At 67.8% G+C, this 25890-nt stretch carries 20 protein-coding genes; 9 read left to right on the plus strand and 11 right to left on the minus strand.

Going from position 1 to position 25890, the window contains the following annotated elements; all coding sequences use genetic code 11:
• Positions 1-121 precede the first annotated feature (121 nt).
• The 4 genes from AC5P9I_RS17795 to AC5P9I_RS17810 all read right to left on the minus strand — a co-directional run bounded on the left by AC5P9I_RS17795 (position 122) and on the right by AC5P9I_RS17810 (position 3601).
• Positions 122-1492, minus strand: a complete 1371-nt coding sequence (locus tag AC5P9I_RS17795; RefSeq protein WP_049416902.1) for a pyridoxal-phosphate dependent enzyme — start codon at positions 1490-1492, stop codon at positions 122-124.
• Positions 1493-1793: 301 nt separating this feature from the next.
• The gene (locus tag AC5P9I_RS17800; protein WP_005407964.1) at positions 1794-2030 is read right to left on the minus strand and encodes an HP1242/YdcH family protein; all 237 of its coding nucleotides are present in this window, start codon (positions 2028-2030) and stop codon (positions 1794-1796) included.
• A 324-nt stretch (positions 2031-2354) separates the two neighbouring features.
• The gene (locus tag AC5P9I_RS17805; RefSeq protein ID WP_082591202.1) at positions 2355-3239 is read right to left on the minus strand and encodes an OmpA family protein; all 885 of its coding nucleotides are present in this window, start codon (positions 3237-3239) and stop codon (positions 2355-2357) included.
• The gene (locus AC5P9I_RS17810) at positions 3236-3601 is read right to left on the minus strand and encodes a DUF4398 domain-containing protein (protein ID WP_019660954.1); all 366 of its coding nucleotides are present in this window, start codon (positions 3599-3601) and stop codon (positions 3236-3238) included. Before AC5P9I_RS17810 ends, AC5P9I_RS17805 begins: the two co-directional genes overlap by 4 nt.
• A 121-nt stretch (positions 3602-3722) precedes the next feature.
• On the opposite strand from AC5P9I_RS17810, the gene AC5P9I_RS17815 reads away from it, so the two are divergent.
• From AC5P9I_RS17815 to AC5P9I_RS17825, 3 genes are all read left to right on the plus strand, one after another.
• Complete coding sequence (locus AC5P9I_RS17815; protein WP_049416904.1) at positions 3723-4850, plus strand: PilT/PilU family type 4a pilus ATPase; 1128 nt, start codon at positions 3723-3725, stop codon at positions 4848-4850.
• 131 nt (positions 4851-4981) lie between these two features.
• Complete coding sequence (locus AC5P9I_RS17820) at positions 4982-6265, plus strand: putative DNA modification/repair radical SAM protein (protein WP_049466373.1); 1284 nt, start codon at positions 4982-4984, stop codon at positions 6263-6265.
• Positions 6246-7706, plus strand: coding sequence for a UdgX family uracil-DNA binding protein (locus AC5P9I_RS17825; RefSeq protein ID WP_049466372.1), 1461 nt, complete (start codon positions 6246-6248; stop codon positions 7704-7706). The genes AC5P9I_RS17820 and AC5P9I_RS17825 overlap by 20 nt, the downstream gene beginning before the upstream one ends.
• Positions 7707-7750: 44 nt before the next feature.
• Here AC5P9I_RS17825 and maiA read toward each other — a convergent pair whose 3' ends face one another.
• Entirely contained in the window at positions 7751-8419 is a 669-nt protein-coding gene (gene maiA, locus AC5P9I_RS17830; protein WP_049466370.1) for a maleylacetoacetate isomerase, read from the minus strand.
• A 14-nt stretch (positions 8420-8433) separates the two neighbouring features.
• On the minus strand, positions 8434-9423 hold the full coding sequence (locus AC5P9I_RS17835) for a fumarylacetoacetate hydrolase family protein (protein ID WP_049466368.1): 990 nt from the start codon (positions 9421-9423) through the stop codon (positions 8434-8436).
• Positions 9424-10077: 654 nt separating this feature from the next.
• Here AC5P9I_RS17835 and AC5P9I_RS17840 point away from each other — a divergent pair.
• Positions 10078-11490, plus strand: coding sequence for a DEAD/DEAH box helicase (locus tag AC5P9I_RS17840; protein WP_049466366.1), 1413 nt, complete (start codon positions 10078-10080; stop codon positions 11488-11490).
• Positions 11491-11690: 200 nt separating this feature from the next.
• On the opposite strand, the gene AC5P9I_RS17845 is transcribed toward AC5P9I_RS17840, so the two are convergent.
• Both AC5P9I_RS17845 and AC5P9I_RS17850 read right to left on the minus strand, forming a co-directional pair.
• Positions 11691-14291: a M14 family zinc carboxypeptidase gene (locus AC5P9I_RS17845; RefSeq protein ID WP_235644970.1), complete on the minus strand. Its 2601-nt coding sequence runs from the start codon at positions 14289-14291 to the stop codon at positions 11691-11693.
• Positions 14292-14364: 73 nt separating this feature from the next.
• Positions 14365-17004 carry a TonB-dependent receptor plug domain-containing protein gene (locus AC5P9I_RS17850; RefSeq protein WP_049466362.1) on the minus strand — a complete coding sequence of 880 codons (2640 nt, stop codon included), beginning with the start codon at positions 17002-17004 and terminating at the stop codon, positions 14365-14367.
• Between the two features lie 191 nt (positions 17005-17195).
• Here AC5P9I_RS17850 and queD point away from each other — a divergent pair, with 191 nt between their 5' ends.
• A complete protein-coding gene (gene queD, locus AC5P9I_RS17855; RefSeq protein ID WP_049466360.1) occupies positions 17196-17558 on the plus strand; it encodes a 6-carboxytetrahydropterin synthase QueD in 363 nt (120 codons plus the stop codon).
• Positions 17559-17675: 117 nt separating this feature from the next.
• Positions 17676-18023, plus strand: a complete 348-nt coding sequence (locus tag AC5P9I_RS17860) for a phasin family protein (protein WP_049466358.1) — start codon at positions 17676-17678, stop codon at positions 18021-18023.
• 682 nt (positions 18024-18705) lie between these two features.
• On the opposite strand, the gene asnB is transcribed toward AC5P9I_RS17860, so the two are convergent.
• A complete protein-coding gene (asnB, locus tag AC5P9I_RS17865) occupies positions 18706-20607 on the minus strand; it encodes an asparagine synthase (glutamine-hydrolyzing) (protein WP_049465069.1) in 1902 nt (633 codons plus the stop codon).
• A gap of 349 nt (positions 20608-20956) precedes the next feature.
• Here asnB and AC5P9I_RS17870 point away from each other — a divergent pair, with 349 nt between their 5' ends.
• Positions 20957-21646, plus strand: coding sequence for a winged helix-turn-helix domain-containing protein (locus AC5P9I_RS17870; RefSeq protein ID WP_010484092.1), 690 nt, complete (start codon positions 20957-20959; stop codon positions 21644-21646).
• The gene (locus AC5P9I_RS17875) at positions 21643-22989 is read left to right on the plus strand and encodes an ATP-binding protein (RefSeq protein ID WP_049465067.1); all 1347 of its coding nucleotides are present in this window, start codon (positions 21643-21645) and stop codon (positions 22987-22989) included. Before AC5P9I_RS17870 ends, AC5P9I_RS17875 begins: the two co-directional genes overlap by 4 nt.
• Here the strand turns inward: AC5P9I_RS17875 and AC5P9I_RS17880 are convergent.
• Together AC5P9I_RS17880 and AC5P9I_RS17885 are read right to left on the minus strand one after the other, a co-directional pair.
• Entirely contained in the window at positions 22986-24455 is a 1470-nt protein-coding gene (locus AC5P9I_RS17880; RefSeq protein WP_130768520.1) for a sensor histidine kinase, read from the minus strand. The two genes, AC5P9I_RS17875 and AC5P9I_RS17880, sit on opposite strands and share 4 nt — an antisense overlap.
• Positions 24452-25171, minus strand: a complete 720-nt coding sequence (locus tag AC5P9I_RS17885) for a response regulator transcription factor (RefSeq protein WP_049465063.1) — start codon at positions 25169-25171, stop codon at positions 24452-24454. Before AC5P9I_RS17885 ends, AC5P9I_RS17880 begins: the two co-directional genes overlap by 4 nt.
• Positions 25172-25315: 144 nt before the next feature.
• Here AC5P9I_RS17885 and msrB point away from each other — a divergent pair, with 144 nt between their 5' ends.
• A complete protein-coding gene (gene msrB / locus AC5P9I_RS17890) occupies positions 25316-25888 on the plus strand; it encodes a peptide-methionine (R)-S-oxide reductase MsrB (RefSeq protein ID WP_074725511.1) in 573 nt (190 codons plus the stop codon).
• Positions 25889-25890: the final 2 nt, after the last annotated feature.

The raw sequence follows: 25890 nt of genomic DNA on the forward strand, positions 1-25890 counted from the left end.
CGTTTCCTGAATGGCGCCGACGTGCGGCGCCGTCAAAGGATCGGGAGTCTATCAGCGCAGCCTTAACAAGCTTTGACGCAAATAAACCGGAATTCAGTGGCGATCTGCAGCGATCCGCGGCTTACTGCACGCGACGGCGCAGATAGTTCAGCAGGTCGATGCGGGTGATCAGGCCGAGGAAGGCGTCACCGTCCATCACGATCGCCACCTGGCCGCGGTCGAACACCGGCAGCAGGGCCTCGATCGGCGACTTCACGTCCAGCCGGTCCAGCTTGCTGACCATCGCGGTGGCCACGGTGTCGCGGAAGCGCGCTTCGTCGCCATAGACATGCAGCAGCACGTCGCTTTCGTCGACGATGCCGACCAGCTGGTCACCGTCCATCACCGGCAGCTGCGACACGTCGTACAGCTTCATGCGCTGGTAGGCGGTGGTCAGCAGGTCGTTCGGGCCGATCACCACGGTGTCGCGCTGGCCGTACGGGCGCAGGATCAGGTCGCGCAGGTCGCCGTGCTGCGGGCGCTGCAGGAAGCCGTTGTCCAGCATCCAGTAGTCGTTGTACATCTTCGACAGGTACTTGTTGCCGGTATCGCAGACCAGCACCAGCACCTTCTTCGGGGTGGTCTGCTCCTTGCAGTACTTCAGTGCCGCGGCCAGCAGGGTGCCGGTGGACGAACCGCCGAGGATGCCTTCCTTGCCCAGCAGCTCGCGCGCGGTATGGAAGCTCTCGGCATCGCTGATCGCATAAGCCTTCTTGACGCGGCTGAAGTCGGAAATCGACGGCAGGAAGTCCTCGCCGATGCCTTCCACCAGCCAGCTGCCCGACTTGTCGTTGAGCACGCCATCGTTGATGTATTCAGCAAGGATCGAGCCGACCGGATCGGCCAGCACCAGCTCGGTCTTCGGCGACAGCCTGGCGAACGCGCGCGACAGGCCGGTCATGGTGCCGGAGCTGCCGCAGCCGAACACGATGGCGTCGAGGTCGCCGCCCATCTGCTCGAGGATCTCCGGGCCGGTGCCGAACTCATGCGCGGCCGGGTTGTCCGGGTTGCCGAACTGGTTGATGAAGTAGGCGCCCGGGGTCTGCTCGGCGATGGTCTTGGCCAGGTCCTGGTAGTACTCCGGGTGGCCCTTGGCGACGTCCGAACGGGTCAGGCGCACTTCGGCGCCCATAGCCTTCAGGTTGAAGATCTTTTCCCGGCTCATCTTGTCGGGAACAACCAGGATGAGCTTGTAGCCCTTCTGCTGGGCCACCAGTGCCAGGCCCAGGCCGGTGTTGCCGGCGGTACCCTCGACCAGGGTCGCGCCCGGCTTCAGGTCACCCCGCTGCTCCGCCGCCTCGATCATCGACAGGCCGATGCGATCCTTGATCGATCCGCCCGGATTGGCGCTCTCCAGCTTCAGGTAGAGCTCGCAGACACCAGTGTCCAGCCGCTGGGCCTTGACGATCGGGGTCTGGCCGATGAGTTCGAGGACGGAAGAATGGATGGGCATTCGGAGGACTTTCGATTCGCGCCACGCAGGGCCGGACCGATGATTATCCGACGGATGGCGCTGAATGTCAGGTCGGCGCGGAGATGCCGCCCGCCGGCCCCGTAAAGGGATGCGGGCGGCCCCGGATCGACGAGGAGACCGGTACCGCCCGCATCGGTGAGTGGTGCCTGGAGACCAAGGCACCACCGCCTGTGGTGCCTTGGCGCGGCCGCCTCATCGGCGGTGCCGCGATGCCGGGGCAGAAGCGTCCGGCGGGGCCATCGATGGCCGGGTCACGCCGTTCCGGGCGCGACGGAGTGCGTCAAAGCGTGGGGGACGTCGTTGGGAGCGGTGTTTCGTACATTCGCAGAAGACGTTGCTTGGCCAGCAGCTTCTCACGCTTCATGCGACCCAGGGTGACATCATCGATCGGGAGTACACCCAACTCCGCGTCCATGCACTTCTTGTTCAACTTGCGGTGCTGGTCATGGAGTGCCCTGAACTCCGGATCACGCGCGCGACGGGCGTCGATCTCGCTCTGGGGCTGATCTTCAAACATGATGGACCTCCTTCGACAGATACACGAACGCCCCGGCCGCAAGGCACGGGGCGTTGTTCATGGAGGAGTGCCGGTCGATGGCCACCTGGACGCCTGCAACGACCTGCGGCACTGGCCTGCGCACGTCGATCTGCTGCGGTTCGCGCCCTGCTTGCATCGGCCCGGCCCTCCCATCGTCCGGTCCGCGGCATTGCGTCCCGGACGATTGACCCTACGCCTGCTCAGGGCGGGGTACAAGACCCCTGCGACAAAAAGACCGAACCCCGCCGGGGCGGGGTTCAGGCTGAATGCTCATTGCAACGAAAAACAAACAATATCAATGCATTACGGCGCGATGATGACCTCGGCCGAGCGCGCCCGGGTGGAGGCAGCCTTCTTGCCACTGACCTGGATGCGGTTGCTGGCGACACCACTCGCGACCAGGGCGTCGCGCAGCGCTTCGGCACGCTTCTGGCCCACGCCGTTGGCACTGTCGTAGGCCTCGATGCGCAGGCGGCCCTTCTTCCCGATGTTCAGGTACTCGGCGAGCGCCTTGGCCTGGTTGCGGGCGCCGCCAGACAGGCTGGACGCACCTGCAGCGAACGCGTCGCCCCCGAAGGTGAAGACCTCACCGCGCGCATCGAACTTCGAACCCGGCAGCTTCTGGCCCGACACCAGCTCGGCCTCCTCGCGGGCCAGCTTGGCGGCGTTCTGCTGGGCGGCGCTGAGGCGCTGCTGCTGCTTGCCGGCCACGCTGGTCAGGGCGTTTTCGGCGTCCTGGCGGGCCAGGGTTTCGGCCTCGGCGGCCTGGCGCAGGCGTTCAGCTTCCTCGGCCTGCATCTGCGCCTGCATGCGCAGCTGTTCGGCCTCCTGGCGGGCACGGGCGGCATCGCGGCGGCTGGCCTCGATCAGCAGGTCGCTGCGGGTGCGCTCCAGGCGGTCGACCTCGCGGGCGGCCAGCGCAGTGCGCACCGCGGTCTCGGCAATCTCCACCCGGCGCTCGGCCAGGTAGGTGGCCAGCTCCTGGTCACGGCGCTTGGCCTTGTCCAGCGTCGCGATGGCCTGCTGCGCCTGCATGCGCTCGAAGGCGCCCAGCTCAGCGGTATCCGGGTTGGCCTGGATGGCCATCAGGCGCTGGCTCAGCTGCGCCACCATCGGGTTGTCGGCGGCCACGGCCAGGGTCGGCAGCGCCAGCAGCGCGGCCAGGGTTGCGGCGGTCATCGGCTTCACCGGCGGTCCTCCCCGGTCGACAGCTGGCGTTGCAGCTGGTTGACCTCGTTGCGGCGCAGCTGCAGCTGCGCGCTGACGGTGGCCTCCTCGCTGCGGACGCGGGCCAGGTCGGCGTCGGCGGCGGCGCGCAGGGCCATTGCCGGCGCATTCTTGCGCTCGCGGCGGTCGCCCGCGGCGCGCTGGGCCTGCTCCAGCCCCTGCCGGGCCAGCCCGATCAGGTCCGGGGCGTACTGGTCGGCATCGGCCTGGGTGGCCTTGTCGACCGCCTGCCGGGCCTGCGCCAGTTCCAGGGCGGCGTCCTGCGCCCAGGCGGGGGCAGACAGTGCGAATGCAAACGCCATCACATACAGGCCATGGCGCATTCGTGCGAAGCTAAGTCGTTTCATTGGGGAGGCCGTACCGGTTGTCGGTTCGCGGCCATTGTCGTCAAGCCGACACCGTGCTGGCAACGGGCGTCGGCCGTTTCGTTGGGGAAAATTCGCAATGGATATCGGCTACTTCCTGAAGCTGATGACCGAAAAGAACGCTTCGGACATGTTTTTGACCACCGGGGCACCGGTCTACATCAAGATCGAGGGGAAGCTCTATCCGCTGGGCAACACCGGCCTGCCGCCAGGCATGGTGAAGAAGATTGCCTACTCGCTGATGGATGAGGGCCAGGTGCCGCAGTTCGAGCGCGAGCTCGAGCTCAACATGGCCATCGCCCTGCCCGACGCCGGGCGCTTCCGCGTCAACGTGTTCAAGCAGCGGGGCGAGGTTGGCATGGTCATCCGCGCCATCCGCAGCCGGATCCCGAGCATCGAGGAGCTGAACCTTCCGCAGGTGCTGAAGGACGTCATCATGACCCCGCGCGGGCTGGTGCTGGTGGTGGGGTCCACCGGCTCCGGCAAGTCCACCTCGCTGGCATCGATGATCGACCACCGCAACAGCACCACCACCGGTCACATCCTCACCATCGAGGACCCGATCGAGTACCTGCACAAGCACAAGATGTCGATCGTCAACCAGCGCGAGGTCGGCCTGGACACCCATGCCTTCCACAACGCGCTGAAGAACGCGATGCGCGAAGCGCCGGACGTGATCCTGATCGGCGAGATCCTGGATGCGGAAACGATGGAGGCGGCGATCGCCTTCGCCGAGACCGGCCACCTGTGCCTGGCGACCCTGCACTCCAACAACGCCGACCAGACCATCGAGCGCATCCTCAACTTCTTCCCGGAAAGCGCGCACAAGAACGTGCTGATGAACCTGGCGCTGAACCTGCGCGCAGTGATCAGCCAGCGCCTGGTGAAGAACAAGGAGGGCCGACGCCTGCCGGCCACCGAGGTGCTGATCAACACGCCGATGATCCGCGACCTGCTGCGCCGCGGCCAGGTGCACGAAATCAAGGCCGCGATGGAAGCCTCGCTGGAAGAAGGCATGGAGAGCTTCGACCAGTGCCTGTTCCGGCTGGCCAAGGCCGGCACCATCGAGCAGGAGGAAGCGCTGCGCGCGGCCGACTCGCGCGATGGCCTGGCCCTGAAGTTCCGCCTGTCCGAAGGCAGCAGCGGCGAGCACGACCCGTACGCGGACTTCTCGGCAGGCGCGCCCAGCATCACCCACGGCTTCTGATCCCACGAAAAAGGGGACGGAGGGGATTAAGTCGTTTGTGCACTTGCGACTTAATCCCCTCCGTCCCCTTTTTCTGAAGAATTCAGGGGGCGGTCTCATCCAATGAGACCCGTCATCCGTAGGTTTCCTCAATGGAAACCATCCGCAAGCTGGCCATTCTGGCCGATGCCGCCAAGTATGATGCCTCCTGCGCCTCCAGCGGCTCGGGCAAGCGCGATTCGCGCGCCAGTGGCGGTATCGGCAGCACCGAGGGCATGGGCATCTGCCACAGCTACACGCCCGATGGCCGCTGCGTTTCGTTGCTGAAGATCCTGCTGACCAACTTCTGCATTTACGACTGCGCCTATTGCGTGAACCGGGTCTCCAGCAACGTGGCCCGCGCGCGTTTCAGCGTGGACGAGGTGGTCACGCTCACCCTGGACTTCTACAAGCGCAACTACATCGAGGGCCTGTTCCTGTCCAGCGGCATCATCCGCAATGCGGACTACACCATGGAACAGATGGTGGAAGTGGCCCGGCAGCTGCGCGAAGAACACCGCTACGCCGGCTACATCCACCTCAAGACCATTCCCGAGGCCTCGCCGGAACTGCTGGCCAGTGCCGGGCGCTATGCCGACCGCCTGTCCATCAACGTGGAACTGCCCACCGAAGCCGGCCTGAGCGCCTTGGCGCCGGAGAAGACGGTGCATTCGATCCGTGGCGCGATGGGCGAACTGCGCTGGCGCATCGAGGAAGCCAAGGAAGCTCGCAAGGCCCCCGCAGCGGTGGCACCGACGGCCAGCGGCAGCGCTCGCCCGCGCCCTCCCCGTTTCGCACCGGCCGGGCAGAGCACCCAGATGATCGTCGGCGCGGACGGGGCAAACGACCAGCAGATCCTGGCCAGCGCCGACAGCCTGTACGGCAACTACCGCATGCGCCGGGTCTACTACTCCGCGTTCAGCCCGATTCCGGACGCCAGCCGGCAGCTGCCACTGCAGCCGCCACCGCTGCAGCGCGAACATCGCCTCTACCAGGCTGACTGGCTGCTGCGCTTCTACGGCTACGGCGTGGATGAGATTACCGATACCACCCAGGACAGCATGCTCGACCTGGATATCGACCCCAAGATGGCCTGGGCGATCCGCCATCCCGAGCGCTTTCCGGTCGATCTGAACCGGGCACCGAAGGAAATGCTGCTGCGCGTGCCCGGCCTTGGCGTGCGCAACGTCAAGCGCGTGCTGATGGCACGCCGCCACGGGCGGCTGCGCGTGGCCGACATCGCGCGCCTGAGAGCACCGATGAGCAAGCTGCTGCCGTTCGTGCTGCTGGCCGACCATCACCCGCGCAAAGCACTGGACGATCCGGCGGCGCTGCGCGCGCAGCTGGCCCCGCCTCCGCGCCAGGGTTCGCTGTTCGATGCCCCGTCTGCATCCTGACGCGCAGCGCTGGTCGCTGCGGGTGGATCCGCCGTGGTCGCTGCAGGCCTGGCGCGATGCTGCGCGCGAAGCGTTGCTGCGCGGCGTGGCCCCGCCTCAACTGGACTGGCTGGAAGGGAGCGACACCTCGCTGCTGGATGCGCCGGCCGTGCAGCAGGCGCCGATACTTGCCGATGCTGGAGCACCCAACGTTCCACGTGACTTCCTGGAACTGGCGGCCACCTGCCTGTGCCATCGCGATCCCCAGCGCCTGGCCTTGCTGTATCGCCTGCTGTGGCGCATCGCCCATGGCGAGCGATCAGTGCTGAGCAACCCCGCCGACGCCGATGTCCTGCGCGCGAAGGCCCTTGCCCAGGCCGTCCGCCGTGACACGCACAAGATGAAGGCATTCGTGCGCTTCCGCGAGGTGCCTGGCCAGCCTGATGCGTTCATCGCCTGGTTCGAGCCACAGCACCACATCGTCGACCGGGTCGCGCCGTTCTTCGCGCGCCGTTTCACCGGCATGCGCTGGGCCATCCTCACTCCTTCGCGCAGCGTCGCCTGGGATGGGCAGGCGCTCGCCTTCGGCCCTGGTGCACGGCGCGAGGATGCCCCGGCCGAGGATGCACGCGAGTCGCTGTGGCAGACCTACTACGCCAGCATCTTCAATCCGGCGCGACTCAACACACGGATGATGATGCAGGAGATGCCGGCCAAGTACTGGCGCCATCTGCCTGAAGCACAGTTGCTGCCACGCCTGGTGCGCGATGCGGCCGACCGCGTGCAGGAGATGCATGACCGGCCGGCGCAGGCGCCGCAACGCAGGATTCCCCCACGTGCGAACGCGGCGGCGCCGGCAACCGATGCCAGCAGTCTGGACAATCTGCGCGCACAGGCCAGCGCCTGCCGCCAGTGCCCGTTGTGGGAGCAGGCCACGCAGACCGTATTCGGGCAGGGGCCGGCAGGGGCCGAGGTGATGCTGGTCGGAGAACAACCCGGCGACACCGAGGATCTGCGCGGGCAGCCGTTCGCAGGACCCGCCGGCCAGGTGCTGGACCGCGCACTGGCGGAGCTGGGAATCGATCGCGCCCGGCTGTACCTCACCAACGCGGTGAAGCACTTCCACCATGAGCGGCGCGGCAAGGTGCGGCTGCACAAGCGACCGGAAAGCCGCCACATCCAGGCCTGCCGGCCCTGGCTGATGGGGGAGATCGCGCGTGTGCGGCCCAGGGTGATCGTGTGCCTGGGCGCGACAGCGGCAGCCTCGGTATTCGGTCGTGACTTCGACCTCTCGCGCGACCGCGGACGCTGGCACACCCTCGAAGACGGCACGCGCGGCTACGCCACGGTGCACCCGGCGTGGGTGTTGCGGCAGGCCGACGATGCGCGCCGCGAGGACGCCTACCGGGTGTTCCGCGATGACCTGGCCCGTTTGCGGCAGAAAGGGGACGGAGGGGATTAAGTCGTAAGTGCATATACGACTTAATCCCCTCCGTCCCCTTTTTTTCAGGCGGCGTCGAGCTGGTGTTCCGGGCGCGCGCGGTCGAATGCGTCCAGCGCTTGGCAGGCCGCTTCGATGCGGCGCAAGGTCGGGTACGGTGCCAGGTCCAGGCCGAAGCGGTGGGCGTTGTACAGCTGCGGCAACAGGCAGATGTCGGCCAGGCCAGGGCGGTCGCCATGACAGAAGACGCCGGTGTCACGGCTGTTGGCCAACAGCGCTTCCATCGCAGCAAAGCCCTCGGCAATCCAGTGCAGCGTCCACTGCGTGCGTGCATCGGCCGGCAGCTGCAGACTGCGTTCCAGGTACTGCATCACCCGCAGGTTGTTGATCGGGTGGATGTCGCAGGCCACCAGCTGGGCCAGCGCCCGCACCCGCGCGCGGCCGGCGGCGTCGGCCGGCAGCAGCGGTACCTGCGGAAAGCGCTCGTCCAGGTATTCGAGGATCGCCAGCGACTGGGTCAGCACATGCCCCTCATGCAGCAGGGTCGGCACCTGCTGCTGCGGGTTGAGCGCCCGATAGGCATCCCGGTGCTGCTCGCCACCGTCGCGCACCAGATGCACCGGCCGGGCCTCCCAGGCCAGGCCCTTCAGCTCCAGGCCGATGCGCACGCGGTAGGCGGCGCTGGATCGCCAGTAGGTGTACAGCACGATGCCGTCGTCGACCGGGATCTCCATCGCCGCCTCCATGCTCAGGGCCTGGCCACCTGTTCGATGCGCTGCTCGATCGCACCGAAGATGCTGTTGCCCGCGGCATCGAGCATCTCGATGCGGACCACGTCGCCGAAGGACATGAACGGCGTGCTCGGCTTGCCATCGCGCAGGGTCTCCACCACGCGCTGCTCGGCGAAGCACGAGGCGCCCTTGCTGGTGTCCTCGTTGGCGATGGTGCCGGAGCCGACGATGGTGCCGGCGCCCAGCGGACGGGTCTTGGCCGCATGCGAAACCAGCTGGGCGAAATTGAACTGCATGTCCACGCCCGCTTCCGGCGCACCGAACCACTGGCCGTTGATGTGGGTCAGCAGCGGGAGGTGCACCTTGCTGTCCTGCCACGCAGCGCCCAGCTCGTCAGGGGTGACGAACACCGGCGACAGCGCCGAGCGCGGCTTGGACTGCAGGAAGCCGAAGCCCTTGGCCAGCTCGCCCGGGATCAGGTTGCGCAGCGAGACATCGTTGACCAGGCCGATCAACTGGATGTGGCCGGCGGCCTGTTCCGGGGTCGCCGCCATCGGCACGTCGTCGGTGATCACCACGATCTCCGCTTCCAGGTCGATACCGTAGTCCTCGCTGACCACCTTGACCGCGTCACGCGGGCCGTAGAAGCCGGCGCTGGTGGCCTGGTACATCAGCGGATCGGTGTAGAAGCTCTCCGGCACCTCGGCGCCACGGGCACGGCGCACGCGCTCGACGTGCGGCAGGTAGGCGCTGCCGTCGACGAACTCATAGGCGCGCGGCATCGGCGCAGCCAGCGCCTGCGGGTCGAGGTCGAACACGCCATCGGCATCGCCGGCATTGAGCGATTCGTACAGGGCGTTCAGGCGCGGCGCGATGTGGCTCCAGTCCTCCAAAGCCTGCTGCAGGGTGGCGGCAATGCCGGTGGCGCGCACGCCGTGGCGCAGGTCGCGCGAGACAACGATCAGGGTGCCGTCGCGGCCGCCTTCCTTCAAGGAACCAAGCTTCATGGTGGGTGTCCGGAGTCGTGGGCAAACAAGTTTCAAGTGTAATCAAATCTGCGGCGACGCCAAGCTGCAGCGCGGCATCGGCCCACCCTACCGCAGGTGGGGGTTCGGCAGAGCTTGCAGCCCTGCACCTGCTTCAAGCCAAGGCAACGGCCGATGCAACAGCAACAGCGGACATTCCGCGGAATGGCGAGGCACTGTGGGTTTGCGGGGACGCCGTAAACCCATCCGTGGGGGCTTGGTCGCGGCATCCATGCTGCTCACACCCCGCAAACCCCCAGCACCCCGCCTACCCACAGGGACCCGGCTTTTGACGTTGCTCTGGCCTTGGCTCCGGCCTCTGCAGGTGCAGGGCGCAGCCCTGCAGAGACCCCGTACCTGAACAGGCCTTTTTGCGTGAAGTCTCAAACATCGTTTAAACTTGCAGGGTCTGCAGCGGCCGTCCGTTTCCCTCCGGGACCGCCGGCGACCAGGGTCCGCCCTCTTCGCCCGCCCCCACTCCGACGCCGTTCGTCACGCATTCCAGCCTGCGCTTCGTGCCGGCTGCACCCAATTCTCGCAGCGCGGTTCACGGGAACGCTCCGAGTCAGCCGATCAGTTTGATCTGCCCCCGCCTGTCCGTTCGGTCAGGCGTTTCTTGTACCTGGAGCAATCTCAATGTCTTTTGAATCGCTGGGCCTGGCGCCCTTCCTGCTGCGTGCGCTTGCCGAGCAGGGTTACGAAAACCCGACCCCGATCCAGCAGCAGGCGATCCCGCTGGCGCTGGCCGGTCGCGACCTGCTGGCCGGCGCACAGACCGGCACCGGCAAGACCGCCGCTTTCGGCCTGCCGCTGCTGCAGCACCTGGGCACCGCCTCGCAGGAAGTGCGCAGCGGCCCGCGCAAGCCGCGCGCGCTGATCCTGGCCCCGACCCGCGAACTGGCCACCCAGGTGCATGACAGCCTGCGCGGCTACAGCAAGTACCTGCGCATCCCCAGCGCCTGCATCTATGGCGGCGTCGGCATGGGCAACCAGCTGGATATCCTGCGCCGTGGCGTGGACCTGCTGGTGGCCTGCCCGGGCCGCCTGATCGACCACCTGGAGCGTCGCAGCGTCGACCTGTCCGGCATCGAACTGCTGGTGCTGGACGAAGCCGACCGCATGCTCGACATGGGCTTCCTGCCGTCGATCAAGCGCATCCTGGCCAAGCTGCCGAAGCAGAACCGCCAGACCCTGCTGTTCTCGGCCACCTTCGAGGACAACATCCGCCAGCTGGCGCTGGAGTTCATGCGCAACCCGGAGCAGATCCAGGTAACGCCGAAGAACACCGTGGCCGAAACCATCACCCACCGCGTGCATCCGGTCGATGCCGGCCGCAAGCGCGACCTGCTGCTGCACCTGCTGGCGCAGGACAGCCGCGAGCAGACCCTGGTGTTCGCCCGCACCAAGCACGGCAGTGACAAGCTGGCCACCTTCCTGGAAAAGTCGGGCATCAAGACGGCGGCCATCCACGGCAACAAGAGCCAGGGCCAGCGCCTGCGTGCGCTGGGCGACTTCAAGGCCGGCCGCGTGACGGTGCTGGTGGCGACCGACATCGCCGCGCGTGGCATCGACATCAACGAGCTGCCGAAGGTGATCAACTTCGACCTGCCGATGGTGGCCGAGGACTACGTGCACCGCATCGGCCGTACCGGCCGCAACGGCGCGACCGGCCAGGCGATCTCGCTGGTGGCGCAAGATGAGGTGAAGCTGCTGCGCGCGATCGTGCGCCTGCTGGGCCGCGACATGGATATCCGCGATGTGCCGGGCTTCGAGCTGCAGACGCCGATCCGCTGGGGCAACAGTGCACCGGGCAAGGCCGAGCACGATACCGGCGAGCGTGCACCGCGCAAGAGCCACGCGCGCCGTCCGCACGGCGATGCGCCGCGCCATGCACATGCCGGGCCGAAGAAGGCCGGTGGCGGCCGTCGCGAAGGCGGTGGCAACGGCCAGCAGCGTGCAGGCGCAGGCGCCGGTCAGGGCCAGCGCCGGGGCGGTGGTGGTAACGGTGGCGGCCGTGGCCGCGGCCAGGGTGGCGGTCGCGCCGGCTGATCCCGGCTGACAGGGAGGGTGCTTCCCGCTGCGCGGGGGCTATCGAGGGACGGCGCTGACGCGCCGTCCTTTTTTTTGCCGGCTACCGTGGGTGAAAGCACGCGGATGGTTTGGCTTGGGGCGGCGCAGGGCGCAGTGGGTGCAAAACACGCGCAGCCCGCCCGGCCTCCCCCACACGTGTCAACAAGGCGCGCAGCCCCTCAACCCCGCGCCTTGCTCGGATTCACCAGATTCCCGAAGAAGATCGCGTTGATCAGCAGGCGATCCGTGCCATGCCAGTATTTGCGATGCGCCGGGTCATCGGCAAACAGCACCACGTTGCCCTGCCCCTGCGCCGATACCAGCAACCACGCACTGCCTGCCACACGCGTGCGGTTGCGCTCGGACAGATAGCCGTTCACCCGTGGAGGCGTGTCGATGCGCACCACCGTCGAGAACGGATTCGTACTCGGCTGCAACGTCACCGTGTTTTCCTTGTTGACCGCCAGTTGCCGGCGCGGCACGCCGAACGCCAGCGGATGGCTGGTATCCACGTCGGCGCTGAGGATGTTGCCGCTGACCCGTTCGATCGCGGCGATGTCACGCTGGTCACCGAACGCGCGGCGGCTTGCATCAGCCGCGTCTTCTTCCTTGCCAAGCGTCTCGCCATCGGCCAGCTTCTGCTCGATCGCCCACTTCGAGGCACTGCCGTAGGTCACCAGTGAACCACCGGCCTGGACCCAGCGCTTCAGGGCAGCCACCGCCGTGGCATCGATGCCTGTGTAGGTGCCACCGGACAGCACGATCGTGGTGTAGCGATCCAGCGGCACCTTGCCCAGCTGCTGGGGGTCCAGCTTGCTGGCCGGCAGACGCAGCTGCTGGTCGAGCAGGAACCACGCCGATCCGATCTCGGTGGCGGCCACGCCCTCGCCCATCACCAGCGCGACCGCAGGCTTGCGCAGCGCTTTCACGCCGTCACTGCCGAGGTCGATGCCCTCGCGGCTGCGCCCGCTGGACAATGCATGCACCTGCACGCCGGCAGCGCGCGCGGCGGAGGTCACCGCCTCAAGCAACGCCGCGCCCTGCAGTGCCTGTCCGGCCACCGGAATCACCAGGCTACCGGCGGCGAAGCTGACGTCTCCCTGCGCGGTCGCGGTGGTGAACGGCTGGAACGCGGCGCGTGCGTTCACCCCCTTGTCCTGCAATGCGGCCAGCAGGCGCCCGGCGTTGTAGTCGCGCCAGTCGATCGCATAGGCGAATCCGGCCTGGCCGCCCAGCACCGCGCCCTGCTCCGCCGGCAGCGCGGTCACGCGTGCACCGCCTTCGATACGGCTGCGGCTGCCGGCGAAGGCCACGCCGTAGGCCGGTGCGATTGCATAGCTGGTGCTGCCGTAGAACACATCCCCCTTGATCGGCGGCGTCTCGGCAAAGATCGAATGCACCAGGCGGAACTGCGCCTGTTGGACCGGCACCACGTAGGCGCTGCCGGCCTCGAAGCGCTGCCCATCGACAGTGACGGCACGATCCAGAGCGCGCACGTCGATGCGATGCAGCAACAACAGTTCCAGCAGGCGGCGGGTCAGGGCCGGATCATGCGCATCACCGAACACGAAGCTCTTCACCGGCTGCTGTGCGGCCTGCTTCAGCGCGCTCTGGAAGAACTGCTTCTGCAGGTCGAACAGGCCGCTGCGCTCGGCCACCGCGCCGCGCACGGTGCCCAGCCCGGTGGCGACCTGGTTGCGGATGGTGAACGGGAAGGTCAGCAGGCCGTTCACCGATTCCTGCACGCGGCCACGCGAGCTGGCCTGTTCGACGGTCACGCCGACGGCGCCATGGAAGTCCGGATAGGTAGAGCCGTACACCGGCGAGAAGTTGTCGAAGTTCTCGCCGGTGTAGTACAGCGAACCCAGCGCATCCAATGCCTGCGCGTGGTACCTGGCCAGGGTCTTGTTGAATTCATACGAGGCCGCCGGGATCAGCGGGCTGTGCATGCTCTTCGGCGAGGGCTCGAAATAGTAGGTGCTGTCCTTGCCCATCTCGTGAAAGTCGATCTGCACGTTCGGGTACCACTGGTGGAATACCTCCACCTTCGGCCGCGAGTCCTGCTGGGTCAGCGCCAGCCAGTCGCGGTTGAGATCGGTGAAGTAGTGGTTGGTGCGGCCCTGCGGGAACGGCTCGACGTGCTCCTTGTCAGCCGGGTCGGCAGAGGCTGGATCGGAGGCCCAGGCGTTGTGCCAGTTGGCGGCGCGATCGCGGCCATCCGGATTCTGTGCCGGGTCGAACAGCACCACCGCCTGCTGCAGCCACTGCTGGGTCTCGGCACTGCGGTTGGCCACCAGGTAGTACGCCGTCAGCATCGCCGCCTCGGCACTGGAGGTCTCGTTGCCATGCACGCTGTAACCCAGCCACACCACCACCGGGCTGTCCCCTGCAGCGCTGCGCGGCTGCGCCGGGTCGGCCAGGGTCGCGTGCTGCTGGCGCAGCTGTTCCAGGCGTGCGTGGTTGCTGGCGGCGGTCACCGTGGCGATCAACAGCGGGCGACCTTCATAGCTGCGGCCGATCTCGCGCACGCTGATCTTGTCCGAGCGCTTGGCCAGTTCCTGGAAGTACGCCACCAGCTGGTCGTGCCGGGTGTAACGGCTGCCGATCGGGTAACCGAGGAACTGTTCCGGCGTGGGAATGGCCGTATCAAATGCCGCTGCCTCGGTGGCCTGGGGGAAGAAGTAGGCGCTCTGTGCCTGCGCCGGCGGTGGCGGTGGCGAGGACAGTGCGGTGGCGGCGGCGATCAGCAACGGAAGAACGGCACGACGATGCAAGGACACGGTGACTCCCCAGGACACAACGGCAGACGGTCGCGCGGCCGGCTCCCTGAAGAGACCGGCCGCGGCGGATGGATCAGAAGCGGTAATCGAAGCCCAGCGTGAAGTAGCGGCCGCGCAGGTCGTACTGGCTGAAGTCGTAGGGCGCGCGGATGCCCGGGAACGAGGCGTCGTACGGCGGCGTCTTGTCGGCCAGGTTCTGCACCTTGGCGTACAGCGTCAGCTTGTCGATGCCGGTGTAGCCCAGGTACAGGTCGTACTGGCTGTAGCTGCCGACGCGCTGCTGCACGGCCTTGGCGGCGGTGCTGGCCTCCTGCCGGTAGCTGCTGGTGTAGTACCAGGTCACCGCGGCGTTGAAGTCGCCGTACTTCCAGTCCAGCGTGGTGGTGGCCTTGTCCTTGGGCAGCGTTGCGCCGAGGTTGCTGCCGGCGTAGTCGACCAGCGGGCCGCCGACCACGGTCGGGCGACGGTAGTCGCGCACGTGGGTGTAGGCCGAGGACACGGTGAAGTCGCCTAGTGCAGCGGTCGGGATGCGCTGGCGCAGCTCGACATCGATGCCCGAGGTCTTCAGTTCGCTCAGGTTCTGGTAGCGGTTGTAGACCGCCTGCAGCTTGCCGCGCTCGTCGCGCTGCACGGCGCCGGCCACGTTGTCGTTGACCAGGGTCTGGGTGTTGTTGGTGCCGACCAGGTTGTCCAGCTGGATCCGGTAGTAGTCCACGCTGAGGTTGGTGTTGGCCCACGGCGACAGCACCACGCCGAAGTTCACGCTCTTGGTTCGCTCCGGCTTCAGTGCATTGTTGCCGACGGTGAAGAAGGTCGGGCTCTGGCGCGAGCCCGGCACGTCGGGATCACGCGGATCGACCACGCTGCCATAGGCGATGCTGGTGCTGTTGGAGTTCTCCGACAGCGACGGCGCGCGGAAGCCCTTCGACGCCGAGGCGCGCACCAGCAGGACATCCAGCGGCTGCCAGCGCAGGCCGATCTTCGGCGAGAACGCATCGCCGAAATCGTCGTAGTGGTCGGCGCGCGCGGCGGCCGACAGCTCCAGCGTCGAGGCCAGCGGCACATTCACTTCGGCGTAGGCGGCAGTGACCTGGCGCTGGCCATGCACCTCGGCGATGGCCGGGCGCACCTGCAGGCCGGCATCGATCTGCCACGGGTTGTTGGAATCGAGCTTCTCGCGGCGCCATTCGGCACCGGCCGCGAAGCCGATCTCACCCGCCCAGGTGTGGCCCAGGCTGCCGGAGATCTTCGCGTCGACGCCCTGCAGTTTGGATTCGGCCGGGCGCAGCGTGGCGATGTTGATCGAATCACGCACCGACTGCGGCGTGGCCGCCGGGTTCAACAGGTCGTAGCTGCCCGTGGCCAGCGCATCGGCCAGCGCCCAGCGATTGGCAAAGCCGCCGGACACGCTCTCTCGCTCGCTGCTGCGTGCACCGAACGCGGCCACTTCCCAGTCCCAGTTTGCGGCGGAGCCGCGCAGGCCGAATACACCGCGGTAGGCCGTGGAGCGGTTGGTCTTGATGGTGCCACCGAGGTCGAAGAAGGTGTATTCGATCGGAATCGCGCGGCCGTACGGGTTGTACGGGTTGTTGGCCGGCAGCAGCGACGACACCGGCTCGGCCAGGCCGCTGTTGGCGTTCAACGCGAAGCGGCCGCTTTCCAGGGTAAAGAACGGGCTGCTGCCGAACCAGGCGGCGCTCTTGATCTGGCTGTACAGCACTTCGCCAAAGGCCTCGACGTTGTCGTTCAGGCGGAAGGTGCCGTTGGCATAGGCCTGGTAGCGCTTGGTCGAGGGAATCAGCGTGGTGAACGGCGCCTGGTTGAAGCCGCAGGTATCACCGGACAGGCCATCGATCGGCGCGCTGGCAACGCGGGTGGTGCCGGCCGGGCAGTTGCCGTTGGCATCGAGCATCGGCACCGACACGCCGTTGACCAGGTAGCGCGCGCCCTTGGCCGACCAGCCGTTCCAGCGGCCACCGGGCTTGTCGGTGTAGATGCCGCTCTTGGTCAGATTGCGTTCGTCCTGGTCCAGGCGCTCGCGGTTGTAGCCCTGCAGGCTGAAGAGGATGTTGTAGCCATCGGTGTCCAGATCACCGAGGCCACCGACGAACTTCAGGTTCTGCTCGTGCAGGCCGCCCTGGTCGGCACCGCCGAAGCTGCCGCCGATCTCGGCGCCTTCGAAGTTCTGCCGTGTGATGATGTTGACCACGCCGGCCACGGCGTCGGAACCGTACACCGCCGAGGCGCCGTCCTTGAGCACTTCGATGCGCTCGACCGCGACCAGCGGCAGCGCGTTGAGATCGACGAAGGTGTCGGACAGGCCACCGGCCGGGAAACCATAGTTGGCCAGGCGACGGCCGTTGAGCAGCACCAGCGTGTTCTTCTGCGACAGGCCACGCAGGCCGATGCCGGCCGAGCCGGACGCCCAGCCGTTGTTGGTGGTTTCGTTGGCAGCGTTGCCGGTGTTGGCCGAGATCGAGCGCAGCACGTCGGCCACGGTGGCCTTGCCGGTCTGTTCCAGCTGCTGGCGGCCGATCACCTGCACCGGGTTGGAGGCCTCGGTGTCGGTGCGCTTGATGTTGGAACCGGTGACGCGCACGGCGGCCAGGGTATTGGCGTCGCCAACGGCGTCGGCGGAGGTTTCGGCGGCGGCGGACAAAGGCGCGGCCAGAGCGACGGCCAGGGCCGCCACGAGCAGGGTGTGCTTGGGCATGACGATGTGGGGGAGGTGGTAAGGGCGACGAAGTTCCGCAGTAGTCCATGCCTGGCCGGGTCCGGCCAATAACATCTCTTTATACGGATATAAGAGAAACTATCATCTCTTCATCCGGATGAAAAGAATTTATTCATGAGAGACCGGGGCACACCCGGGCTGCCCGGCAGCCCGCGGCGTACAATCCCGTCATGGAAATCTTCAAAGTCTTCATGCTCGAGGCGGCGCACCGCCTCCCCAACGTGCCGCCGGGGCACAAGTGCGCGCGCCTGCACGGCCACTCGTTCCGGGTGGAACTGAAGGTCGAGGGCGAACCCGGTGCGCAGACCGGCTGGATCATGGACTTCGGCGACGTGAAGGCGGCTTTCCAGCCGATCTACGACCGCCTGGACCATCACTACCTCAACGACATCCCCGGCCTGGAGAACCCGACCAGCGAGAACCTGGCGGTTTGGATCTGGAACGAACTCAAACCCAGCCTGCCGGCGCTGAGCGAGATCACTGTGCACGAAACCTGCACGTCCGGCTGTCGCTACCGCGGGCCCAACCGCTGATCAACCCACTGATCTTAAAGGGTTTTCAAAGGCGCCTCGGGCGCCTTTGTAATTTTTGTTGCATTGCCGCATCAACGGCGTATGCTGCATTGCATCAAGCCACTCCCTGATGCCCCCATGGCCGCCGCCTTCAGCGATCGCTTCAGTGATGCCACCCGCCAGCTCGCCGCCGCCGCAACGCGGGCGAACCGGTTGGCGTTGGAGAACGCAGAAAGCGTGTTCGGCGTGCAGCTGAAGGTGATGGAGCGCAACCTGACCGCGACCGGCGGCTGGCTCGGCGAACTGGCCCGCGGCGAGGATGCGGCCGGGACGCTCTCCAGGGGTGCACAGCTGTGGCAGGACAACCTGCAGCGACTGGGGCAGGCACAGCAGGACGTGGTCGGTCTCGGCCTACAGGCCAGCAAGGCCTGGTCCGAACTGGTGCAGGGCTACAACGAATCAACGGCGGACGCGAACAACCACTGACGCGACGCAACGCTCATTGCGTGGGTCCCTCCTCCCACGCAATCCGGACCCGGCAGATCCCTCCCTCTGCCGGGTCTTTTTTTGCCTGGCGTTTGGATTCCGGAGTGCGTCTTCGTCCGATGTCTCTGCGAACTGAGGGGCCCCGCCGGAGCAGGCAGGGGCCTGGGCAAATGTCCCCCGGCGCCGGCCGTTGGCCGCCACCTCCTCCTTTACTTTGCCCAAACCCCTGCCCGCCCCGACGAGGCTCGGCGTGCGGTGAGGAGAGCGCAGCACGCGCAGCCGCCTTTCAAGGAAGCGCCGACGAACTCCGAACGCAGGGCGGATGCCCTTGCGTACGAAGTAAAGGGGGAGGTGACGGCCAACGGCCGGCGCCGGAGGACATTCGTACGCAAGGGCATCCGTCCGGCGCCGCGCAGAATGCATCCGCCACACGCGTGTCTTCATCCGACGTCTCTGCGGCTGAAGGGCCCCGACCAGGCTCGGCGTGCGGTGAGGAGAGCGCAGCACGCGCAGCCGCCTTTCAAGGAAGCGCCGACGAACTCCGAACGCCGGGCGGATGCCCTTGCGTACGAAGTAAAGGGGGAGGCGACGGCCAACGGCCGGCGCCGGAGGACATTCGTACGCAAGGGCATCCGCCCGGCGCCACGCAGAACGAACCCGCCGCACGCGATGCAGGAAAGCCTCAGCGCCCGCGACCACCATGCCAATGCTGGTGCCACGCCTGGAACATCAACACGTTCCACAGGTGCGTGTGCCACTTGCGCTCGCCGCGCAGGAACGCCTCCCAGATGCCGCGCACGCGCACCGCATCGAAGCAGCCCTGGTTGCGCAGCAGCTGCGGGTCCAGCAGTGCCTCCGCCCAGTCACGCAACGGCCCCGCCAGCCAGCGCGCCATCGGCGGGCCGAAGCCGCGCTTGGGGCGATACACCAGCGGTTCCGGCAGATAGCGCGCCAGCAGGTGCTTGAGGATCCGCTTGTGTTCCCCATCGTGGTACTTCAGGTGTTGCGGCAGGCGCCACGCCAGGCGCACGACCTCCATGTCCAGTAGTGGCGCACGGGTCTCGACACCCGCCGCCATGCCCGCACGGTCGACCTTGGCCAGGATGCCCTCGGCCAGGTCCATGCGGAAATCCAGCAGCTGGATCCGCGCCTCGGCCGGCAGCGCCGTGTCCTGCTGCTGGAAGATCGTCAGCGGCTCACGCGCACCCAGCACGACCTGGGCCGGCTGTCGCCAGCGGGTCACCCGCTGCAGGTAATGCCCCTCCACATCGTTGGCAGCGACCTCGGCCACCAGCGCACGCCAGCCACCGAGGCGACCGCGCTCGGCGTTCAAGCGATTGCCGCTGCGCCGCGCCAGGTCGCGTACCCAGGCCGGCAGGCCGCCGCACAGGCGCGCATTGCGCAGCGCGCGGCCATAGCTGGGGTGGCCGAAGAACAGCTCATCGCCGCCGTCACCGGTCAGCGCGACCGGCTTGCGCGCCCCCAGCAGTTCACTGGCCAGCAACGTCGGCAGCTGTGAAGCGTCGGCAAAGGGTTCGCACCAGACCTGCGGCAGGCGCTGCAGCAGGTCCAGGCCCTGGCGCGCATCCATGCGGTGCAGGTGGTGCTGCACCCCCAGGTGACGCGCGACCTGCGACGCCCAGTCGCTCTCGTCATGCCCCGGATCGTCGAAGCCGACGGTCCACGCCTCGATCGGCAGGGTCGACTGGGCCTGCATCATTGCCGTCACCAGCGAGGAATCGGTGCCGCCGGACAGGAACGCGCCGCAGGCCAGTGGCGAGTGCATGCGCGCCGCGATCGCCTTCTGCAGTGCTGCTTCCAGCTGGTCGGTGGCCTGTTCCAGGCTCGGTGCCGGCTGCAGCGGCTGCTGCAGCGCGCTCTGCATCGCGTCGCGCGCGCACCAGTAACGCGCGCCACCCTGCGCGGCATGGCTGGAGCGACCTGCGGCGTGGTCACTGAGATCGATGCGCAGCATCGCGCCGGCCACCAGCTTGTGGATGCCGCGGTAGATGGTATGCGGTGCCGGCACGTAGTCATGGCGCAGCAACAGGCTCAGCGCGTCCTGATCGATGCTCGGCGCGAAACCGGCGAAGGCCTGCAGCGCCTTCAACTCCGAGGCGAACAGGAACTGGCCCTGGTACCAGCCGTAATACAGCGGCCGCTCGCCCACCGGATCACGGGCCAGCCACAGCACGCGCGCCTCCCGGTCCCAGACGCTGAAGCCGAAGGCACCCTCGATGCGCGACAGCGCCCGCTGCACACCCCATTCGACGATCGCCTGCAGCAGCAGCCGCGCATCGCTGCAACTACGTGGCAGGTCGCGCAACTGCGCCTGCAGGTTACCGCGGTTGTACAGGCGGCCGTCCAGGCACAGCACGTAGCGACCGCAGTCCGAGCTGAGCGGCTGCAACGGCGTATCGGCCGGCGCCCGGCAGTGGCCCAGCGCGAGGCCGGCCTCGGCGTCGGTCCAGTAGCCGATGCGGCCACGGCCACGCTGCTGCAGGGCACGCAGCATCGGTGCCAGCTGCTGCAGCAGCTGCTCGTCCTCGGCGGGCGGCAGCCAGGCCCCGACCACGCCGCTCATCGGGCGCCTCGGCAGTGGCAGCGGCGGGGTGGGTTGAACAGGCAGCGGGCGGCGGGCGACATGAGGACGGCACGCGGAGCGGAGGAGACTCCATGCTCGGCCGCAGGCCCCGCTGCGTCAGTCGCTTTGCTGTCAGCGATCGTCACCAGCCGTATCACGAAGGTAACGTTTTGTAACAGCGGCAGGCTATGCTGGGCGGCAAGTCGTTGCCGGGACTGAGAACCGGCCGGAGCGCCAGCAACCCCGGCTGAATGGCGCCCGCCCCCGGGACCCGGGCGGCCCGACGGCTGGGATAGCATCGCCGCGCTCGTGCCGTGGCGGTACGTTTGCGTCCACGGAGGCCTTGGAAATGCTGGATATCGTACTGGTCGAAGACGATGCCCGCCTGGGAACGATGGTCAGTGACTACCTGCAGCGGCATGGCTACCAGGTCGCCCATGAACGCAGCGGCGAGCGCGCAGTGGCCCGGATCCTGGCCGAAAAGCCGGCGCTGGTGCTGCTCGATGTCGGCCTGCCCGACCAGGATGGTTTCGAAGTGTGTCGGCAGATCCGGCCCCACTATGACGGCATCATCTGCGTGCTGACCGCCCGCACCGACAACATCGACCAGGTGCTGGGCCTGGAACTGGGGGCCGACGATTACATCGGCAAACCGATCGAGCCGCGGGTGCTGCTGGCCCGGTTGCGTGCCCACCTGCGCCGCCACCGCCGGGTCGAGCCGCGTGACGGCAGCCTGCGCTTCGGCGAGCTGAACATCGACCCTTCCACCCGCAACGTGCACCTGCAGGGCGGCCTGCTGGAGCTGACCACGGCCGAGTTCGACCTGCTGTTCCTGCTGGCCAGCAACGCCGGCCAGATCCTCGACCGCGATGCGCTGCTGCGCGGCCTGCGCGGGATCGCCTTCGACGGCCTGGACCGCTCGATCGATGCCCGCATCTCGCGCCTGCGCCGCAAGCTGGGCGACAACCCCGAGCAACCGGAACGGATCAAGACCGTCCGCGGCCGCGGCTACCTGTTCAGCCGCTCGGCATGGGGATGACGCGCACGCCGTCGGCGATGCGCGGCCACGCCTTCCACTTCCTGCGCTACGGCATCGGCTTCCTGCTCGCCCACCTGTTGCTCATCGTGCTGGGCCTGTGGGCCTGGGATGCCCTGCTGGAAGATCGCACCGAAGCCGGCCTGCAGGCCGAGATGCGCGGCACGCACGCGCTGCTGCAGCATCGCTTCGCCGAAACCCCGCGTGAGCAATGGCCGGCGCTGGCCCGCGAACTCGACGCTGATTTCGCCTATGCCCTGCGCCTGGTGCCGCTGGCCGAGGCGGCGAAGGCGCTGCCGGCCAGCCAGCGCCCTCCGTTCAACAACGGCCGCGTGCAGATCGACCTGGAGCACATGCGCAGCCTGCAGCGCATCGGTGACAGCGACTACGCGGTGATGCTGGGGCCGCTGGACGAAGCACTGCCCGATGAGGGGTGGCAGGACAGCGAAGTGTCCGGCGTGGCGATCCTGCTGCTGATCCTGATGGTGGCGGTGGCACTGCCGATGTACGTGATGGTCTACCGGCTGTGGCGCGACGTCTCGCAGCTGGCCCAGGCGGCGCGGCGCATGCGCGACGGCCAGCTGGACACGCGTGCGCCGCGCGCCGGCACCGCACTGGTGCGGCCGCTGGCCAATGCCTTCAACCACATGGCCGAGCAGCTGCAGCAACTGCTGGAAAGCCAGCGGGTGCTGGCCCAGGCGGTGGCGCACGAAGTGCGCACGCCGCTGGCACGGATGCGTTTCGGCCTGGCCGAGCTGGAAGACAGCGCACTTGACGACGTGCAGCGCGATGCGCTGGGCGGCCTGCGCACCGACGTTGACCGGCTGCAGCACCTGACCGATGCAGGCGTGGAGTACGCCGCACTGGGCCGCTGCCACCAGCTGACCCGGCAGCGCCTGCAGCTGGCGGCACTGGTGCGTGGCGTGGTCGCCCAGTTCGCACCGTTGCCGATGCCGGTGCAGCAGGCGCTGTCGCCGGTGGGTCTGGTCAACGTCAACCGGCACATGCTGGAACTGGCGCTGCGCAACCTGCTCGGCAATGCCCTGCGGTACGCGCGGCGGCAGATCCGCATTGCCAGCACCGTCAACGACGGCTGGCTGTGCGTACAGGTGGAGGACGACGGCCCCGGCATCGCGCCGGAGCTCCGCGGCCAGGTGCTGCAACCCTACGTGCGGCTGGACCCGGGCAGTCCCGGGTTCGGCCTCGGCCTGGCACTGGTGCAGGTGGTGGCCGACAAGCACGGTGGCCACGTCGAGGTGACCGATTCGGAGCTGGGTGGGGCCTGCATCCGCCTGCACCTGCCATTGCAGAGCGGCGGCAGCGCAGAGGGCGAAGCGGCCTGCTAGGCCGCCGGTTCCGCGCGCGGCAAGGCAAACACGAACAGCGCGCCGCGCGCACTGTCACGCAGTTCGATGCGCCGGCCATGCAGCTGCACGATGCGCTGCACGATCAACAGGCCCAATCCGCCGTTCTCGCCGCGCCGGGCACCCAGCGCGGCCGGTGCCTGGAACAGCTGGGTGCGCAGTGCCGGCGCCACCCCGGGGCCGTCATCGGCCACGCTCACCTCCACGCTGTCATCGGTTGCGCGCAGGCGCACCTCGATATGCCCGCCCTCGGGTGCATGCCGCAGCGCGTTGTCGAGCAGGTTGGTCAGCACCCGCTCGACCAGGCCAAGGTCGGCGCGCACCGGCGGCAGGCCGGGCGGGAATGCCGCGTGCAGTTGCTGGCCACGCGCCTGCGCCGCCAGTTCGAACTTCTGCAGCACGTCCTGCAGCAGCTCCGGCAGTGCGAACACCTCCCACTCCAGCCGCACTTCGCCATGCTCCAGCCGCGCCAGCTCGAACAGCGCGCGCGCCAGCCGGCCGACCTTGGCACTCTGTGCCAGGGCGATGCCGAGATAACGGCGCCGCTCGTCCGGCGACAGCGTGGCATCCTTCAATGCCAGCGTTTCCAGGTAGCCGTGCAGCGATGACAACGGCGTGCGCAGGTCGTGCGAGATGTTGGCCACCAGCTCGCGGCGCTGCAGGTCCTGCTGGCGCAGCTGCTGCCACTGCTCGCCCAGCCGCTGCGCCATCTGCGCATGCGCATGTTCGAGGATCACCAGTTCATCGCGCTCACCCGGGCGCAGCGGCTCCGCGGGCGGCAGTGGCGTGGGTGCATCGATGTCGAAGGCCTGGATGCGCCGGGTCAGCCGCCGCAGCGGGCGTGTCACCCAGTAGAACGCCACCAGCCCGGCCAGCAGGCCGAGGCCACCAACGAGTGCCACCGACCACAGCGTGGTGTTCCACTGGCTGCCGGCGGCGAGGTCGTCGGCCAGCATCTGCCGGTGCTCGCCCACCAGCACCACGTACACATAACCGGCCTGGCGGCCCTGAACGATCAACGGTGCAGCACTGAACACCTTGCGGCCATCAGCGCTGCGCGGGTCATCGCCGAGGATCGGCAACGGTGCTCCCGCCAGCAGGCGGCGCAGCGGCGCCACGTCCACCCGGGTGCGCACCAGGTGCCCACTGGGCGCATCGTGGCCAAGGATGCGGCCCTGGTCGTCCAGCAGATAGACCTCGACGCTGGGGTTGACCGCCATCAGCTGGCCGAACAGCGCGCGCACCGCGGCATCGCGCATGCCGCTGGTATCCATCAGCTCGCTGCGCTGGGCGATATGTTCGGCCAGGCCCAGCGACAGCCGCTGCACGACTTCCTGCTCGTGGCGGGTGTTGGCCCGCATCTGCAGCGCCAGCAGCGCCATGCAGCACGCCAGCATCAGCGCAGCGGTCACCACCGCCAGCTTCTGCCACAGGTTCGGCTTGATCATGCGGCCGCCCCGGCCGGGTCGACCAGCTTGTAGCCACGACCCCACACCGTCAGCAACCGCCGCGGGTTGGCCGGGTCGGGCTCGATCTTGCTGCGCAGGCGATTGATATGGGTGTTGACCGTGTGCTCGTAGCCGTCGTGCTGGTAGCCCCAGACCTGGTTGAGCAGCTCCATGCGCGCGAACACCTGGTCCGGGTGACGGGCGAAGAACAGCAGCAGGTCGAATTCGCGCGGGGTCAGCTCCAGCGTGTTGCCATCCACCGAGGCGGTGCGCGCGACCGGGTCCAGCTGCAACCCGCCCAGCTCGATCGCACCGGCATCGATGCGCGCGTTCTGTGCCATCGCCTCGGCGCGGCGCAACAGCGCACGCACCCGCGCCACCAGCTCCGGCATCGAGAACGGCTTGGCCAGATAATCGTCCGCGCCGAGCTCCAGGCCGACGATGCGCTGCGTTTCGCTGCCCCGCGCGCTGATGATGATGATCGGCACGTAACGCGCCATCGCGCGTGCACGCTGGCAGACCTGCAGGCCATCCACGCCGGGCAGCATCACGTCCAGCACCAGTGCGTCCCACGGGCCGTCCTGCTCCAGCAGGCGCAGGCCGGCGTCGCCGCTGGCGGCATGGGCGACCTCGTAGCCTTCATCGCCCAGGTGCATGCGCAGCAGGTCGGCGATGTGGGCATCGTCTTCAACGATCAGCACGCGTTTGGTCGACATCGGCAACTCGGGGCCAGCGGGGAGGCTGGCTGCATTGTGGCGCGGGACGGCCGCCGATACCTCACGAAAAATTGAATCCTGCGTGAGGATTCGTTGACCCGGGCGGGCGCAGCATGGCCCCTTCGCCCCTTCCCGGAGTCCGCCATGTCCCTGTCCCGCCGCCATCTGCTGGGCCTGGGCGGTGTTGCCACCGCCGCCGGCCTGCTCGGCCTGGGGGCCTGCAGCCGCGCCGCCCCGGCCGCCGCCGAAGCGCGTCCGTCGCGACAGTTCGAGGTCATGCACAGCGATGCCGAGTGGCGCCAACGCCTGACCCCGGCGCAGTACGCGGTGCTGCGCCAGCAGGCGACCGAGCGCCCCTACAGCAGCCCGCTCAACAAGGAGCACCGGCAGGGCACCTTCGCCTGCGCCGGCTGCGCGCTGCCGCTGTTCTCCTCGTCCACCAAATTCGAGAGCGGCACCGGCTGGCCCAGCTTCTGGGCACCGCTGCACAACGCCATCGGCGAAGACCGCGACGTGACCTTCGGGATGCTGAGGGTGGAGGTGCACTGCCGCCGCTGCGGTGGCCACCTCGGCCACGTGTTCAACGACGGCCCGCGCCCGACCGGGCTGCGCTACTGCATGAACGGTGCGGCGATGGTGTTCGTTCCCGGCGCCACGGATGGCACCGCCGACGGCTGGCGGGTGCCGGTCGGTTCTTCTCCTGTTTCCGGAGCCTGACC

Source organism: Stenotrophomonas sp. YJH_SMC_29, assembly GCF_059371235.1.